Raw genomic sequence first — 15,775 nt, 5'->3', positions numbered from 1 at the left:
GCTGGGCTTGCTTGCTGGCGCTGCTGGGTTGGCAGGCGCAGGCGGCGGCGCTGGATAGTTACGTCATCGACCTCAATTCCAGCAAGTCCGAATACAACGACAGCCATATCAAGCGCCTGCTGACGGCGGCGCTGGAGGCCTCGCGCGCCAGATACGGCGCGTTCGAGGTGAAGATCTCGACGCTGCGCGTGCAGCGCGACCGGCTGATGCTGGAGATGATGAGCGCGCGCGACGTCAACCTGAGCGCGCAGGTGACGTCGCCGGAATGGGAGCAGAAGCTGATTCCGGTGCGGATCCCGGTGGACAAGGGGCTGTCGGGCTACCGCATCGCGCTGATCGACGGCCGCGACCAGGCCGAGTTTTCCAAGGTGCGCACGCTGGCGCAGCTCAAGGCCAAGAGCCTGGGAGCGGGGCGCCAGTGGAGTTCGACGGCGGTGCTGCTGCAATCCGGTTTCACGGTGCAGGCCGGCGCGACGACCTCGGGCCTGCACCGCATGCTGGCGGCGCACCGCTTCCAGTATTTTCCCCGTTCGATAGACGAGGCGCTGTTCGAGCGCGACGAATATGCGCCGGGGTTTCCGCAGTTGGCGGTGGAGCGCAGCTTTGCGATCTATGTGCCGTTGCCGCGCTACTTCTTCATCGGCGGACAACCGAGGCTGGCGCAGCGGCTGGAGTATGGGCTGCAACAGCTGATCGCGGACGGACGCTTCGACCAGATCTTCCACGAATTCTATGACGGCCTGATCGAGAAGGCCGGGCTGCGCCAGCGCCGCATCTTCAAGCTGGACAATCCCTTGCTCTCCCCGCAAACGCCGCTGGCCAACAAGGCCTATTGGTACGACCCCTTCGAGCCCAAATAAGCAGGAAACCGCAGCGCTGCGAGCAAGTTTTTGCTCTAATTATTGTAAATAAGTCAAATGTAAGTATTTGATATTTATTGCCATATAATAATGTTGAACTGCAGAAAATTTACGCGGAGCTGCCGGCCTTGCAGCCTAGTCAAGGCATATACCTTTTAAGGAGCTTGTATGGAGTTATTGAGTAACCGTAGGTCGGTAAAACACCGGGTTGGCGCGGTTGGCATCATGCTTGGCCTAAGTGTGTCCGCTGGATCTTCCCGAGCGGCGGTGCCGCCAGACCCGGCTTTGTCGTTCCTCGAATTGGCGCCTGGCTCGATGACCAATATGCGCATCAGCGGCGATGGGCGTTATACCGCCTTCCGATACGCGCCGAGCGGCGGAACCTTGGCCAACGTTTTTATCTATGACCGGATTGGCGGGACCACCGAGCAGGCGAATCGCATGCTGAACGGTAACCTGCCCACCACGAACTCCCGCTGCTATACGCCCGTGATCAGCGGTAATGGCCGCTTTGTGGTTTTTGCCTGCTACTCCATTGATATGGCATATCCCCAAGCGACAACCGGGCAGGGATATTTCCTTTATGACCGGGTCAGTGGAAAGACCGAGGTGGTCGCCGCCACCCCGGCGGCTGGGCCGATCGCCGGAGTTCTTGCGGCAGGCATTAGCGCCGATGGCCGCTATGTCGCCTATCGTACCAGTGTGGACGGGCACACCTATCTGAATGTGCGCGACAGGGCGAATCAAACGACCCAGGTGTATACGCCGGGATCGATCAACGTCGGAACGTCGCCGGCTTATCTGTTCGTGAGCGACACCGGGCGCTTCATCTCCTATCAGGGACGGGAAACGATCTACAGCACCTATATGGATATGTCGGTATTTGACCGCAGCACCGGCGTCACCGAGCGGGTCGATTTCACCACCAATGGCCTGCCCGACAAATCACCCAATAAACAGGATCTGTCCATGAGCGCGGACGGGAATGTCGCAGTCTATATGTCCGACTATACAAAAATCTGGACGGTGCCAGGAGCACCGGTCGGTCTGCAGATTTATGTGCGCGACCGCGCGGCGGCGAAGACGGAAATCATCAGCGAGGGGAACGGGGCGTATATGTACCCTCACGTTAGTGCCAATGGCCGTTACGTCGTCTATATCGGCGCCAAGACCGGTGAAACCATTAGCCGCCTGTATCGATATGATCGCCTTACCAAGACCACGCGCACGATACAAGGCGTGCTTGGCAATGGTAATACCGCGGTCTATCCGACGCTGAGCGCGGATGGCCGTTATATTTCCATGGACATCAACATCCCGGCGGAGAAGAAACGCAAGCTGCTGGTCGTCGACCTCGGCGCTGCCGCAGAGGTAAGTCTGTCCGCCAACAGCCTGGCGCTGACCGAAGGGGGCGCTGCAGCGACCTACAGCATGGTGCTGACGCAAGTGCCGAGCGCGAACGTCACTGTGGCGGTCACGCCGGACAAGCAGCTGAACGTGGCGCGCACGCAGCTGGTCTTTACGCCGGATAACTGGAATGTGCCGCAGGTGGTCAGCGTGCAGGCGCTGCAGGATGGCGTGGCCGAAGGCAAACACAGCGGCGTCATCACGCACACCGTCACCAGCACCGACATCGACTATACCGTGGTCAAACCGTCCAGCGTGACGGTGACAATCAACGACGCCGTGGTGCCGACCGTGGTGCTGCCGGGCGCGACGTGGACACAGTCCGACCTGCAGGTATCCGGCACCGCCGCGCCGGGCGCCAATGTGATCCTGACCGCCGCCAACCGCAGCACCGGCTGGCTGACCTCGGTCAGTGTGCTGGCCGATGCGCAAGGCCACTGGAGCCGCACCCTGAGCGGCCTGAGCGATGGCGTGATCGAGATCGACGCCCAAGCCGACGGCATCCACGGCGCGGTGCAGAGCATCACCGTGGCGCTGCTGCCGCCACCGCCGATCAGCCTGCCGCCGGCGCAGCAATAAACCCACCAAAATATCTTTCCAGGAGTTTCTATATGAAGAATCACATCAAGTCAGCCGCAGGGCTGTTGCTGGTTGCCGTGGCGGCGGCCAGCCCGGCCTTTGCCGCACCCGACATCACAGTCCGCACCATTCCGTTCAATGCCTACGCGCAAGACGCCCTGGCAACCATCAGCGCGGACGGCCGCTATGTGGCGTATAAATTCGAGCAGCGCGGACCTGGCAGTTATGCACGCTACATCTACATCCAGGACATGGTCACGAACCAGCGGATTCCAGCCAATGTCACGTTGAAGGGGGCCGTGGGCGGGGCCTGCGATTATCCATCGATGAGTGCGAACGGTCGCTATGTTGCGTTCGGATGCGCGGCGGCGACGATGGGGGCCGTGACCAAGAGCGGGGCGGGGTATTTCGTCTATGACCGCGTGACCAACACCACCCAAATGATCCCCGACACAGGCGACGACCGGCCCGCCACTGGCTACGCCACGGGCATCAGCGCGGACGGTCGCTACGTTGCGTTCCGCACGAACACGGCGTCGGGCGTCAGCAAAATCTTCGTCCGCGACATGGTGAACAAGACGACCAGCGGCACCAATGCGCAGTTCGTGAATGCCGGCGGCAACTCGCGCCTCTCCATCAGTGCCGATGGCCGCTACATCGCCTATCTCGGCAGAGCCGGGTTCGCCGGCAATCCCAACGTTTCGGTGTACGACCGCAGGACCGGCGTGACCGAGGCGGTCGACGTGCTCCCCGACGGCAGCCGCAGCACCGCCAACCCGACCGAACCGACGATCAGCGAGGATGGTTCCGCCGTAGTGTTCACATCGCCCGATACGGCGCTGGCAACGCAGGCGACCCCCAAGGGTCTTTATGCTGCATTTGTGCGAGACAGGAAGACTGGCAAGACGGAGCAGATCAGTGGCGTCATCAACGCCCACGTGACCAGCAGCGCGATCAGCGGCAACGGACGCTATGTCGGTTATATATTGGGAGGCAGCATGTATGTGCATGACCGCCTGACCAAGATCGCCCGTAAAATCGTGTTGAGCGCGCTCACGGCCTACGGCCCGCCGCGCTTCTCCAGCGACGGCCGCTATGTGGTCTTCACGACCAGCAACCCGGCCGGCAATATGCAATCGGTGACCATCGCCGACCTGGGCGTCGCCGCCAACGTCACCTTGTCCGCCACCACGCTGTCGTTGACGGAGGGCGGCATCGCCGGCACCTACAGCATGGCGCTGACGCAGGCGCCGGAGTTCGATGTGAAGGTCGCGCTGGGAACCAGCACGCAGCTGAACCTGGCCCGCAGCGAGCTGACCTTTACGCCCGATAACTGGACCCAGCCGCAAGTGGTCAGCGTGCAGGCCGTGGCGGACGGCGTGGCGGAAGGGCCGCATAGCGCCGCCATCGTCCACACCGTCACCAGCGCCGATGTGAACTACAACGTGGTGAAGCCAGCCGATGTCACGGTGACGATCAATGACGGCATCACGCCGACCATCGTGCTGCCGGGTATCACCTGGAACGGCACCGAGCTGCCCCTGACCGGCACCGCCGCACCGGGCGCGACGGTATTGTTGACGGCCGTGAACCGCAGCACCGGCTGGTTGTCTTCGGTGAGCACGGTCGCCGACGCGCAGGGACAGTGGCGCTACATGCTGACCAATTACACCGAAGGCGTGATCGATCTCGACGCGCAGGCCGACGGCATCAAGAGCGTGGTGCGCACCATCACCATCGCCTTCCTGCCGCCACCGCCGATCAGCCTGCCGCCGGCGCAGCAGTAAACGCAAAAGGGCAGGCGCGATGCCTGCCCTTTTTTTTCGCTGAAGCCGCGACCTAGCTGCGCTCGCGCAGGATGCGGTTGACGCCGGCCACGCGGCGCACATTGCGCAGCAGGCCCGCCAGGTGCACGCGGTCCTTCACCTGGATCGTGAAGCGCAGCTGGTGCAGCACGTGTTCCTTGTCCTCGTCCATGCCGACGTAGGTGATGTTGGCGTCGGACTCGCCGATCTCGGCCGCCACGCGCGCCAGGATGCCCTTCTCGTTGTTGATCAGCAGCTTGATGCGGCTGTCGAAACGGCGGTTCAATTCCGTGCCCCACTTGACCGCGATCCAGCGGTCCGGTTCCTTGACCTTCTGGCGCTTGGCCAGCATGCAGTCGCTGGTGTGCACCAGCAGGCCCTGGTCGCGGCGCAGCTGGCCGATGATGGAGTCGCCCGGGATCGGCAGGCAGCACGGCGCCAGTTGCACCGACACGCCTTCGCTGCCGCAGATGGTCACCGGATCGAGCTCGGCCGCGCTGTTGTGGTCGACCGGCGCGCTGGCCGATTCGCCGCCGCGCAGGCCGAAGATGTGGCGCGCCACCAGCGCCGCCATGCGCTTGCCGATGCCGATGTCGGCATACAGCTCGTCGAGCGACTTGGCGCTCGATTCGTTCAGCAGGCGCTCGACCAGATGCTCTTCCAGCACCGGATTGATGCCCAGCGACGTCAGCGCCTGCGACAGCAGCTGCTCGCCCAGGGTGATCGATTCCGGCAGGTTGATGGTGCGCAGGTGGTGGCGGATCGCCGAGCGCGCCTTGCCGGTGCGCACGAACGACAACCACGTCGGGCTGGGCCGCGAATTGGCGTCGGTGACGATTTCCACGATGTCGCCGTTGCGCAGCTCGGTGCGCAGCGAGGCCGGTTCGTTGTTGATGTTGACCGACACCGTGTGGTCGCCGATGCCGGTGTGGATCGAATACGCGAAGTCGATCGGCGTGGCGCCGCGCGGCAGGGCGATGATCTTGGACTTGGGCGTGAACACGTACACCGAATCGGGGAACAGGTCGACCTTGACGTGTTCGAGGAATTCGGCCGAGTCGCCGGTCTGCTGCTGGATGTCGAGCAGCGACTGCAGCCAGGCGTGGGTGCGCTGCTGCATGTCCGACAGGTTCGAGTCGCCGTTCTTGTACAGCCAGTGCGCGGCCACGCCCGATTCGGCGGTGCGATGCATTTCCTGGGTGCGGATCTGGAACTCCACCGGCGTGCCGTACGGGCCGATCAGGGTGGTGTGCAGCGACTGGTAGCCGTTGAGCTTGCGGATCGCGATGTAGTCCTTGAACTTGCCCGGCATCGGCTTGTACAGCGAGTGCAGCGTGCCCAGCGCCACGTAGCAATTCGGGAAGCTGTCGACCACCACGCGGAAGCCGTACACGTCCAGCACCTGCGAGAACGACAGGTGCTTGCTGCGCATTTTCTTGTAGATGCCGTACAGCGTCTTTTCGCGGCCGTAGACCTCGGCCTCGATATTGGCCATGGTCAGCGTGTTCTTGACCGATTCGAGGATCTTCTTGACCACCTCGCGGCGGTTGCCGCGCGCCGCCTTGACGGCCTTGGCCAAGGTGCGGTAGCGCAGCGGATACAGGTGCGAGAACGACAGGTCCTGCAGCTCGCGGTAGATGTTGTTCAGGCCGAGGCGGTGGGCGATCGGCACATACACTTCCATCGTTTCGCTGGAGATGCGCGCCTTCTTGGCCGGCGCCATCACCTCCATCGTGCGCATATTGTGCAGGCGGTCGGCCAGCTTGATCAGGATGACGCGCACGTCCGAGGCCATCGCCAGCAGCATCTTGCGGAAGTTCTCCGCCTGCGCCTCGATCTGGCTCTGGAACTCGATCTTTTCCAGCTTGGACAGGCCGTCGACCAGGTTGGCCACCGGCGCGCCGAAGCGTTCGATCAGCTCTTCCTTCTTGACGTCCTGGTCTTCCATCACGTCGTGCAGCAGCGCCGCCATGATGGCCTGGGCGTCGAGCTTCCAGTCGGCGCAGATCTCGGCCACGGCGATCGGATGCGAGATATACGGCTCGCCCGATTTGCGCACCTGGCCCAGGTGCATTTCGTCCGAGAAACGGTAGGCTTCCTTGACCTTTTTCAGGTCGGCGGCGTTCATGTACTCGGCCAGTTTTTCGGTCAGATGCGTGACGGAGGCAACGCCCGCGGTCAGGGTAGGCGTGGCCAGGGGCGACGAAGAAATCACAGGCGGGATGGGAGCTGGTGCGGATGAGGCGAGGGTGGTGGTGCTATCCCCTGCGTCGGCCCCTGATGTGGGCGCAGCCGGCGCAGGGGCCGGCTGGTTGGCCCGTGCGGGCTTGCCACTCAGTGTCGGATCGGCAGGGATCAGATTCATACTTTTGCGTTCCGTCTCGATGAGAATGTGAAATCAGGATATTCGATACCGGAATATCCCATACTTACTGACTAACCGCACCATTCACATTGTTCGGGAACGCCGGGCCCAACTTACATTGGGACCTTTTTCAACATTTCCAGACCGACCTTGCCGGCGGCGATTTCACGCAGGGCGACGACGGTCGGCTTATCCTTGGCTTCGACCTTAGGGGTGTGGCCTTGCAGCAGCTGGCGGGCGCGATAGGTCGCGGCCAGGGTCAGCTGGAAACGGTTAGGGATATGTTTCAAACAATCTTCAATAGTAATGCGGGCCATCTTAACTCCTAAAATCTTGTGTATTTATTCAGCGTGGATACCCAATTGGGCAAATAGCGAGGCGTTGCGCGCCGCTTGTTGCGCAAACCGGCAACGGGCCGCTCTGACAATCGCCGTCAATTCCGACAGGGCGACTGCAAATTCTTCGTTGATGATAGCATACTCGAACTCGGGAGCGTGGGCGATTTCGCCGCCCGCCGCCAGCAGCCGGCGCGTGATCACATGCGGTTCGTCGGTGGCGCGTTTCTTCAGCCGTTCCTCCAGCGCGTCGATCGACGGCGGCAGGATGAAAATGCCGGCCGCCTGCGGGAACTGCTTCTTCACCTGGCGCGCGCCCTGCCAATCGATTTCCAGCAGGATGTCGGTGCCGGTCTTCATCTGCTGTTCGACCATGATGCGCGAGGTGCCGTAGTAATTGCCGTGCACTTCGGCCCACTCCAGGAACTCGCCGGCGTCGGCGCGCTGGACGAAATCCTCGGCGGTGGTGAAGTAGTATTCCTTGCCGTGGGTCTCGCCCGGACGCGGCGCGCGGGTGGTGGTGGAAATCGACAGCTTGATGGTCGGTTCCTGCGCCAGCAGCGCGTTGACCAGCGTGGACTTGCCGGCGCCCGACGGCGCGACGACCATGAACAGACTGCCGGCGAATGAGGTGGTTGAGCTCATGTCTCTCTTTCGAAAACGTCAACGGGCGAACAATTGCTTCGCCCAAAGATGTATTTTACCAAGAGCAAGCCCTTGCATCCAATTTACAGCAGTGTGAGCAGATGCAGGGCGGCGGCCGGCGCCCGTTCCTTGGCGCCGTTGATGAAGTAGACGTAGGCGTCGCCGGACTTGGCGCCTTGCTGCCACAGGCGCGCTTGCGCCGCCCATTGCTTCAGCGCCGGCCTGGTGTAGCCGGTTTCCACCTCGCTTTGCGCGTTCATCAGGCGCGCGTAGACGAACTCGCCGGTGACCTCGCCGATGTTGGGATACTTGGGCGAGTCGGTGATGACGGTGGCGATCTTGTGCTTGCGCGCCAGCTGGTAATAGTCGTCGCACAGAAAACTGGCGTGGCGGGCGTCGAGCACGTGGCGCAGCTTGCGCGTGCCCAGCCTGGCGGGCAGCAGCTTGAAGAAGGCTTGCAGGTCGTCGGGGTCGAACTGCTTGGTGGCCGCCAGCTGCCACAGGATGGGGCCGAGCTTGTCGCCCAGCTCGCTCAGGCCGCTGTTGATGAAGCGCTCGATGGATTCCCCGGCCTCGGCCAGCACCTTGCGGTTGGTGGCGAAACGGCTGGCCTTGACCGAGAAGACGAAATCGTCCGGCGTCTGCGCGGCCCACGAGGCGAAGTGCTCGGGCTTGGCGGTGCGGTAGAAGGTGCCGTTGATTTCGATGCTGCTGAGCTGGCGGCTGGCGTATTCCAGCGCCTTCTTCTGCGGTACGCCTTGCGGATAGAAAGTCTCGCGCCACGGCGCGTAATCCCAGCCGCCTATGCCTACCCGTACAGTGCCTGTTTTCGCCATACTTCGCCCCCCGAGTCTATCCCGAAATGATAGCGCAGACGCCCGTTCGTTGCATTGTTGTAAAAAGAGGATAGCGTGACAATTGGATGGATTTCTCATCATTTCTGTATCACAATTAATCGGGAACTCTCTGACGGGCCAAGCCATCGTGCCACAGCTGCTGATCTGGACTCTGGAAGGGCAACGCTACGCACTGCCACTGGCGGCGGTGGAGCGGGTAGTGCGCGCGGTTGCGGTGACGCCGTTTCCGGCGGCGCCCGGCGCGGTGTGCGGCATCGTCAACGTGCAGGGGCAGGTGGTGGCCGTGATCGACCTGCGGCGCAGGCTGCAACTGCCGGCGCGCGCCATCGCGCTGAGCGACCAGATGGTGTTGGCGCGCAGCGCGCACCGGCGCCTGGCCCTGATTGCCGATGCCGTCAACGGCGTCGCCGAGTGTGCCGACGAAGCCGTGGTGGCCGCCGGCCATGTCGTTCCCGGCGCCGAGTACATGAGCGGCGTCCTGAAGCTGGACGACGGCATGATACTGATCCACGACCTGGATCGCTTCCTGTCACTGGACGAGGAATTAGCTCTCGAGAAGGCGCTGTCCGATGCCGAATGACCGCGATACCGAAGCCGCGCCGTCCGATGCCTTGCTGACGGCGTTCAGCGGCTACATCACGCAGCACCTGGGCCTGCATTTCCCGCGCGGACAATGGCCCGAGCTGGTGCGCGCGGCCGAGGCGCTGGACCCCGCCGGCGCCGGCGCCTGCATGCGGCGCCTGATGGCGGCGCCGCCGACCCGCAGCCAGATCGAACAGCTGGCCCACCAGTTGACCGTCGGCGAGACCTATTTCTTCCGCGAGCCGGCCGTGTTCGACGCGCTCGAACACGAGGTGCTGCCGGCGCTGATCGCCGCGCGCCGCGCCGCCGGCCGCACGCTGCGCATCTGGAGCGCCGGCTGCTGCACCGGCGAGGAACTGTATTCGGTGGCGATCCTGCTGCAGCGCCTGATACCCGACCTGGCTGACTGGCGCATCACCCTGCTCGGCACCGACGTCAACCCCGGCTTCCTGCGCAAGGCGGAGCAGGGCCGCTACCGCGACTGGTCGTTCCGCGCCGTGCCGGCCTGGCTGGTGTGGCGCCACTTCGGGGCGCCGCAGGACGGCTTGCGCGCCATCGCGCCGGCGCTGCGCCGGGGCGTGCGCTTCGACTACCTGAACCTGGCGGCCGACCTGTTTCCCGGCCCGGAAGTGGGCGCGCCGACCATGGACCTGATCCTGTGCCGCAACGTGCTGATGTATTTCGAACCTGCCAGCGCCGCGCGCGCCTTGCAGCGGCTGGGCCGCGCGCTGGCGCCGGACGGCTGGCTGGCGGTCGGCATGGCGGAGGCCGGCCACGCGCTGCTGACGCCGTTCGAGCCGGTGCGCTTTCCCTCCGCGCTGCTGTATCGCCAGCGGCCGGAGGCGCTCCGGGCCGAATTGGCGGCGGCCGTTACCGGCTTGCACTCCGCCGTGCCGGCCGCCGCAGCCGCTGCCATTGCGGTCGCCCCCGCCGGAACGGCAAGCACTGACGTCGCGCCCACCGAGCCAGCCGCGTGCGCGGCCGCCATCGTCGCCGCGCCGGCCGGGCCCGCGCCGATCGCCGTCGCGCCTGCCGGGCAGGCGTCCATCGTGGCTGCGCCCGCCGATCCGGCCCCCGCGCTGGCGCTGCGGGCCCGCCTGAGCGCCGACCGCGGCCTGCTGGACGACGCCAGCCTGTGCTGCGCCGCCGCGATCGCCACCGACAAATGCGACCCGGAGCTGCGCTATCTGCGGGCGTTGATCCTGGAAGAACAAGGCCGCACCGCCGAAGCCATCGGCGCCCTCAAGGACGCGCTCTATCTGGACCCGGACTTCGTGCTGGCGCATTTCACGCTGGGCAGCCTGTGCCGGCGCAACGGCGCGGCGCGCGAGGCGCAGCGTCATTTCGCCAACGCGCTGGAACTGTTACGCGGACACGCGCCGGACGACGTGCTGGCGCACTCGGGCGGCGTGCGCGCGGGCGAACTGGCCGATCTGATGCGCGCCGGCGCCGGGGCCGCCTGATGCCGGCCCGGCGCCAGCAACTGGACTGGGAGCGGGTGCGCGCGCGGCTGGCCGCGGCGGCCGCCACGGCGCGGCAGCAAACGGCGGTGGCGCCGGAACGCCAGCGCGCGCTGCTGGAGGAGCGCGCACAGCTGCTGGCGCGCGTGCCGCCGGCCGCGCCGGCGCCCGACGCCGAGGCCGAGGTGCTGGAATTCATGCTGGCCCACGAACGCTACGCGCTGGAGATGAGCCATGTGCACGAGGTGCACGTGCTGCGCGACCTGACGCCGCTGCCGTGCACGCCGGACTTCGTGCTGGGCATCGTCAATGTGCGGGGGCGGATTTTGTCGCTGGTCGACCTGAAACGCTTTTTCGGCCTGCCGCAGCAGGGCTTGACGGACCTGAACAAGATCATCGTGCTGCGCGGCGGCGCCATGCGCTTTGGCGTGCTGGCCGACCAGATCCTGGGCGTGAACAAGCTGCTGCTGGCCGAATTGCAGCCGCCGCCGTCGACGCTGGGCGGGATCCGCGCCGATTACCTGAAGGGCGTGACGGCCGCCCGTTTGATCGTGCTGGACGGCGGGCGCCTGTTGTCCGATCCGGCCATGGTGGTGGAGCAGCATGTAGCCTGAACCAGGAGATGCGATGGAGCGTTTATCGATACCGGACCGGCGCCGCTGTGCGCCGTTGTGGCTGGGCGCCGGCCTGTTGTGTGCCGCCGGCGCGTCGGCCCAGCAGCTGCCCAGCCAGCTGTCGCGCATGAGCATCGAGGAACTGGCGGAGATCCCGATCACCTCGGTGTCGAAGAAGGCCGAGCCGCTGGGCGACGCCGCCGCCGCGGTGTACATCATCACCGGCGAGGACGTGCGGCGCAGCGGCGCCACCAGCCTGGCGGAGGCGCTGCGGCTGGCGCCCAACCTGGAGGTGGCGCGCACCAACGGCAACACGTATGCGGTCACCGCGCGCGGCGGCAGCAACGGCAACGGCAACAAGCTGCTGGTGCTGATCGACGGCCGGGTGGTGTACAACCCGCTCAACGCCGGCGTGTTCTGGGAAGCCCAGGACGTGATGATGGAGGATATCGAGCGGATCGAGGTGATCAGCGGTCCGGGCGGCACGCTGTGGGGCTCGAACGCGGTCAACGGCGTGATCAACGTGATCACCCGGTCCAGCAAGGATACCCAGGGCACGCTGGTGTCGCTGGGCGGCGGCAACGAGGAGCGCGGCGTCGCCGTGCGCCAGGGCTGGCGGCTGGGCGAGGACGCCAGCATGCGGGTGTACGCCAAGGGCTTCCGGCGCGACGCCAACCAGACCATGACCGGCGCCGATCCGGGCGATCGCTGGTCCGGGCGGCAGCTGGGCTTCCGCGCCGACTGGGGCGCGGGCGACAACGGCGTCACCTTGCAGGGCGACCTGTACGACCGCCAGCTGGACCAGCTGGCCGGCAGCGAGCGCCACCGTTCCGGCGGCAACCTGCTGGCGCGCTGGGACCGCGCGCTGGCCGACGGCGCGGCGCTGCAGGTGCAGGGCTATTACGACCGCGTCAACAACCTGATCCCGGGCGTGATCATGCTGGGCGAATCGAACGACACCTACGACGTCGAGGCCCAGCACCGCCTGCCGCTGGGCGATCGCCAGGAGCTGGTGTGGGGCGGCGGCTTGCGGCTGTGGCGCAGCACCGCCACCAACGGCGCGTTCCTGAAGTTCCTGCCGGAGCAGGTGGCGACCCACCTGGTCAATCTGTTCGTGCAGGACACCATCGCGCTCGACCCGCAGTGGAAGCTGACCCTGGGCGCCAAGGCCGAGCGCAATTCCTACACCGGCCTTGAGTTCCAGCCCAACCTGCGGCTGGCGTGGAAGCCGGACGCCCACTCGCTGTGGTGGGCCGCGCTGTCGCGGGCGCTGCGCACGCCGTCGCGGGTGGACCGCGAGGCCTATATCTTCGGCATCCCGACCGCGGCCTTGCGCGGCGGGCCGAACTTCCGCTCGGAGCGGCTGACCGCGCTGGAGCTGGGCTACCGCGCCCAGCCGACCGAGCGGCTGTCGTTTTCGGTCAACGCCTACTACAACAAGTACGACGATCTGCGCACCGTGGACTACGACCCGGTCAAGAACACGTTCCAGGTCGCCAACCACGCCGAGGGCAATGTCGCCGGCCTGGAAATCTGGGGCAACTACCAGGTCAGCCGCGACTGGCGCCTGAGCGCCAGCCACACCTTGCTGCGCGAGCGCATCAACCTGCAACCGGGCGCCAGCGTGCCGCCGCCGCCGGGCGGGCCGAACACGCTGTTCGGCAACGATCCGCCGCACCGCTACACGCTGCGCTCCAGCCACGACCTGCCGCGCGGGATGGAGCTGGACCTGTCGCTGGACCGGGTGGCGGCCTTGCCCTATCCCGAGGTGCCGGCCTACACCTCGCTGGACGCCCGGCTGGGCTGGCATCCGGCCGCGCGGCTGGAGCTGGCGCTGGGCGCGGTCAACCTGTTGAACCATCGCCACGTCGAGTTCGGCACCACCACCGGCACGACGCCGCGCGCCGTCTTTGAACGCAGTCTCTACCTGCAACTGACATGGAAATTCTGACCCGCCTCGCGCGTTCGGCCTTGCCGCTGCTGCTGGCGCTGGCGCTGGCGCCGCCGACCGCTTGCGCGGCCGAGGGCGAGACGCTGGAATATGCGGTCAAGGGCGCCTACCTGTACAAGTTCGGCCTGTACATCGAGTGGCCGGCCGGCGCCTTCGCGGCCCCCGCCAGCCCGCTGGTGCTGTGCGTGGTCGGCGACGACCCGTTCGGCGCCGCGCTGGACGCCGCCGTCAACAGCGAGCATGTCGACAGCCATCCGGTGCAGCTGCGGCGCCTGAAGAGCCTGACCCGCGAGTCCGGCTGCCACGTGGCCTACCTGGGCGGCGCCGAGGCGCCGCACGAGCCGCTGCGCGGGGTGCTGACCATCAGCGAGGTGCGCGGCGGCGGCGTGATCAGCTTCGCGCTCAAGGACAACCGCGTGCGCTTCAACGTCGACGACGAGGCGGCCGCGCGCAACGGCCTGCTGATCAGCTCCAAGCTGCTCAACATGGCGCTCAGCGTCAAGCCGCGCGCCGGCAAGGAGGGCCGTTAAATGCACTGGTTTATCGACAGTCCGATCCGCCGCAAGCTGATGCTGATCACGGTGCTGGCCAGCGCCATCGCCCTGCTGATGGCGGGCACGGTGATCGTCAGCTACGACGTCTACACCTACCGCGCCCAGAAGCAGCAGGAGATCGCGGTGCAGGCCGAGATCCTGGCCGCCAGCGTGGCGCCGTCGCTGGTGTTCAGCGACCCCAAGGCGGCGCAGGAATACCTGAACGCGCTGCAGGCGAACCCGGAGATCGCCGCCGCCGCGCTGTACGCGGCCGACGGCGCGCCGTTCGCCAGCTACGCCCGCCCGGACCGGCAGGCGCTGCCGCTGCCGGCGCGCGCCGAGGCGCCGGGCCAGCGCTTCGTCGGCGACGAGCTGCTGGGAACCTGGCCGATCCGGGAAAAGCAGCGCCAGGTCGGCAGCGTGTATCTGCGCCTGAGCACCGAGCCCATGCTCACGCGCATGGTGCGCTATGGCGGCATCATCCTGCTGGTGATGGTCGGTTCGCTGCTGATCTCGCTGCCCAGCGCGCTGCGCCTGCACGCGGTGATCGTGCAGCCGATCCGCGACATCGCCGAGGCGGCGCGGCTGGTGGCGGCCGGCGAGATCGTGGTGCGGCCGGCCGGGCGCGCGCGCGCCGACGAGATCGGCCTGTTGCAGGACAAGTTCCGCGAGATGGCGCTGTCGCTGCAGGAGAAGGTGGCGATCGCCACCCGCATCGCTTCCGGCGACCTGCTGCTGCAGGTGGTGCCGCGCTCCGAGCAGGACGCCTTGGGCATGGCGTTCGCGGCGATGGTCGACAACCTGCGCGAGAAGGCCGCGGCGGCCGAGCGCATCGCCACCGGCGACCTGACCGGGGCGCTGGCGCCGCCGTCCGCGCACGACGTGCTGGGCAAGGCCTTCGCGGCGATGGTGCTCAACCTGCGCGAGATGAACCGCGAGATCGGCGAGGGGGTCGACGTGCTGGCGGCGTCGTCGAGCGCGATCCTGGCCGGCACCACCCAGGTGGCGGCCGGCGCCAGCGAGGCGGCGGCGGTGATGAGCGAGACCTCGGCCACGCTCGACGAGGTCAAGCAGACCGCGCTGATGGCCAGCCAGAAGGCCAAGAACGTGGCCGAGGCGGCGCAGCGCGCGGCCCAGGTGTCGCAGACCGGCAAGCGCTCGGTGGAGGAGTCGATCGAGGGCATGCAGCAGATCCGCGAGCAGATGGAGCTGATCGCCGAGAGCATCATGCGGCTGTCCGAGCAGAGCCAGGCGATCGGCGAGTTGATCGCCAGCGTCAACGACCTGTCCGAGCAATCGAACCTGCTGGCGGTGAACGCCTCGATCGAGGCCGCCAAGGCCGGCGAGCACGGCAAGGGTTTCGCGGTGGTGGCGCAGGAGGTCAAGAGCCTGGCGGCGCAGTCGCGGCAAGCCACGGCCCAGGTGCGCACCATCCTGGGCGACATCCAGAAGGCCACCGGCAGCGCGGTGCTGGCCACCGAGCAGGGCGCCAAGGCGGTCGAGCTGGGCGTGCGGCAGTCGCGCGACGCCGGCGAGGCGATCCGCCAGCTGACCGAGAGCATCGGCGACAGCGCGGTGGCGGCCAGCCAGATCGCGGTGTCGGCGCACCAGCAGCTGGCCGGCATGGACCAGCTGGCGCTGGCGATGGAAAACATCAAGGTCTCGACCACCCAGAACATGGCCAGCACGCGCCAGGCCGAGGCGGCCGCGCACGATCTGCATGCGCTGGGCCAGAAGCTCAAGGCGATGGTCGGGCGGTATCGGGTGTAAAGCGAAGGGGGG

The 15,775-nt window shown here is 66.2% G+C and carries 13 protein-coding genes; 9 read left to right on the top strand and 4 right to left on the bottom strand.

Annotated elements, in window-relative coordinates:
- Positions 1–11: 11 nt before the first annotated feature.
- The 3 genes from D0T21_RS14785 to D0T21_RS14775 all read left to right on the top strand — a co-directional run bounded on the left by D0T21_RS14785 (position 12) and on the right by D0T21_RS14775 (position 4,633).
- Entirely contained in the window at positions 12–860 is an 849-nt protein-coding gene (locus D0T21_RS14785) for a hypothetical protein (protein ID WP_116990372.1), read from the top strand.
- Between the two features lie 315 nt (positions 861–1,175).
- Positions 1,176–2,846, top strand: coding sequence for a hypothetical protein (locus D0T21_RS14780; protein WP_116990371.1), 1,671 nt, complete (start codon positions 1,176–1,178; stop codon positions 2,844–2,846).
- 32 nt (positions 2,847–2,878) lie between these two features.
- The gene (locus D0T21_RS14775) at positions 2,879–4,633 is read left to right on the top strand and encodes a hypothetical protein (RefSeq protein WP_116990370.1); all 1,755 of its coding nucleotides are present in this window, start codon (positions 2,879–2,881) and stop codon (positions 4,631–4,633) included.
- 52 nt (positions 4,634–4,685) lie between these two features.
- On the opposite strand, the gene D0T21_RS14770 is transcribed toward D0T21_RS14775, so the two are convergent.
- The 4 genes from D0T21_RS14770 to D0T21_RS14755 all read right to left on the bottom strand — a co-directional run bounded on the left by D0T21_RS14770 (position 4,686) and on the right by D0T21_RS14755 (position 8,832).
- The gene (locus D0T21_RS14770) at positions 4,686–7,016 is read right to left on the bottom strand and encodes a bifunctional (p)ppGpp synthetase/guanosine-3',5'-bis(diphosphate) 3'-pyrophosphohydrolase (protein ID WP_116990369.1); all 2,331 of its coding nucleotides are present in this window, start codon (positions 7,014–7,016) and stop codon (positions 4,686–4,688) included.
- Between the two features lie 113 nt (positions 7,017–7,129).
- Positions 7,130–7,333, bottom strand: a complete 204-nt coding sequence (gene rpoZ / locus D0T21_RS14765) for a DNA-directed RNA polymerase subunit omega (RefSeq protein ID WP_026334175.1) — start codon at positions 7,331–7,333, stop codon at positions 7,130–7,132.
- A 24-nt stretch (positions 7,334–7,357) separates the two neighbouring features.
- Positions 7,358–7,996: a guanylate kinase gene (gmk, locus tag D0T21_RS14760; protein ID WP_116990368.1), complete on the bottom strand. Its 639-nt coding sequence runs from the start codon at positions 7,994–7,996 to the stop codon at positions 7,358–7,360.
- A gap of 83 nt (positions 7,997–8,079) precedes the next feature.
- Positions 8,080–8,832: a DUF72 domain-containing protein gene (locus D0T21_RS14755; protein WP_116990367.1), complete on the bottom strand. Its 753-nt coding sequence runs from the start codon at positions 8,830–8,832 to the stop codon at positions 8,080–8,082.
- 148 nt (positions 8,833–8,980) lie between these two features.
- Here D0T21_RS14755 and D0T21_RS14750 point away from each other — a divergent pair, with 148 nt between their 5' ends.
- From D0T21_RS14750 to D0T21_RS14725, 6 genes are read left to right on the top strand one after another with little or no spacing between them, the layout of a single operon-like run.
- Positions 8,981–9,433 (top strand): chemotaxis protein CheW, encoded by a 453-nt coding sequence (locus D0T21_RS14750; RefSeq protein ID WP_116990366.1) that lies wholly within the window; start codon positions 8,981–8,983, stop codon positions 9,431–9,433.
- Positions 9,423–10,898, top strand: a complete 1,476-nt coding sequence (locus D0T21_RS14745) for a protein-glutamate O-methyltransferase CheR (RefSeq protein ID WP_116990365.1) — start codon at positions 9,423–9,425, stop codon at positions 10,896–10,898. Before D0T21_RS14750 ends, D0T21_RS14745 begins: the two co-directional genes overlap by 11 nt.
- A complete protein-coding gene (locus D0T21_RS14740) occupies positions 10,898–11,509 on the top strand; it encodes a chemotaxis protein CheW (RefSeq protein ID WP_116990364.1) in 612 nt (203 codons plus the stop codon). The genes D0T21_RS14745 and D0T21_RS14740 overlap by 1 nt, the downstream gene beginning before the upstream one ends.
- Before the next feature lie 13 nt (positions 11,510–11,522).
- Positions 11,523–13,460: a TonB-dependent siderophore receptor gene (locus tag D0T21_RS14735; RefSeq protein WP_116990363.1), complete on the top strand. Its 1,938-nt coding sequence runs from the start codon at positions 11,523–11,525 to the stop codon at positions 13,458–13,460.
- Positions 13,448–13,990, top strand: a complete 543-nt coding sequence (locus D0T21_RS14730) for a YfiR family protein (RefSeq protein ID WP_116990362.1) — start codon at positions 13,448–13,450, stop codon at positions 13,988–13,990. The genes D0T21_RS14735 and D0T21_RS14730 overlap by 13 nt, the downstream gene beginning before the upstream one ends.
- Positions 13,991–15,763 carry a methyl-accepting chemotaxis protein gene (locus D0T21_RS14725; protein WP_116990361.1) on the top strand — a complete coding sequence of 591 codons (1,773 nt, stop codon included), beginning with the start codon at positions 13,991–13,993 and terminating at the stop codon, positions 15,761–15,763.
- Positions 15,764–15,775: the final 12 nt, after the last annotated feature.

Source organism: Duganella sp. BJB476 (genome assembly GCF_003416895.1).
GTDB lineage: Bacteria > Pseudomonadota > Gammaproteobacteria > Burkholderiales > Burkholderiaceae_D > Rugamonas.
Note: the sequence above shows the minus strand (reverse complement) of the source record. Positions and strands in the feature narration are given on the sequence as shown.

Bases quoted from the DNA above. Each gene is read 5' to 3' on its own strand.
- D0T21_RS14725 (WP_116990361.1), top strand. From the start codon at position 13,991: ATGCACTGGTTTATCGACAGTCCGATCCGCCGCAAGCTGATGCTGATC.
- D0T21_RS14740 (WP_116990364.1), top strand. From the start codon at position 10,898: ATGCCGGCCCGGCGCCAGCAACTGGACTGGGAGCGGGTGCGCGCGCGG.
- gmk (WP_116990368.1), bottom strand. From the start codon at position 7,996: ATGAGCTCAACCACCTCATTCGCCGGCAGTCTGTTCATGGTCGTCGCG.
- D0T21_RS14780 (WP_116990371.1), top strand. From the start codon at position 1,176: ATGACCAATATGCGCATCAGCGGCGATGGGCGTTATACCGCCTTCCGA.
- D0T21_RS14745 (WP_116990365.1), top strand. From the start codon at position 9,423: ATGCCGAATGACCGCGATACCGAAGCCGCGCCGTCCGATGCCTTGCTG.
- rpoZ (WP_026334175.1), bottom strand. From the start codon at position 7,333: ATGGCCCGCATTACTATTGAAGATTGTTTGAAACATATCCCTAACCGT.
- D0T21_RS14730 (WP_116990362.1), top strand. From the start codon at position 13,448: ATGGAAATTCTGACCCGCCTCGCGCGTTCGGCCTTGCCGCTGCTGCTG.
- D0T21_RS14755 (WP_116990367.1), bottom strand. From the start codon at position 8,832: ATGGCGAAAACAGGCACTGTACGGGTAGGCATAGGCGGCTGGGATTAC.
- D0T21_RS14735 (WP_116990363.1), top strand. From the start codon at position 11,523: ATGGAGCGTTTATCGATACCGGACCGGCGCCGCTGTGCGCCGTTGTGG.
- D0T21_RS14770 (WP_116990369.1), bottom strand. From the start codon at position 7,016: ATGAATCTGATCCCTGCCGATCCGACACTGAGTGGCAAGCCCGCACGG.
- D0T21_RS14775 (WP_116990370.1), top strand. From the start codon at position 2,879: ATGAAGAATCACATCAAGTCAGCCGCAGGGCTGTTGCTGGTTGCCGTG.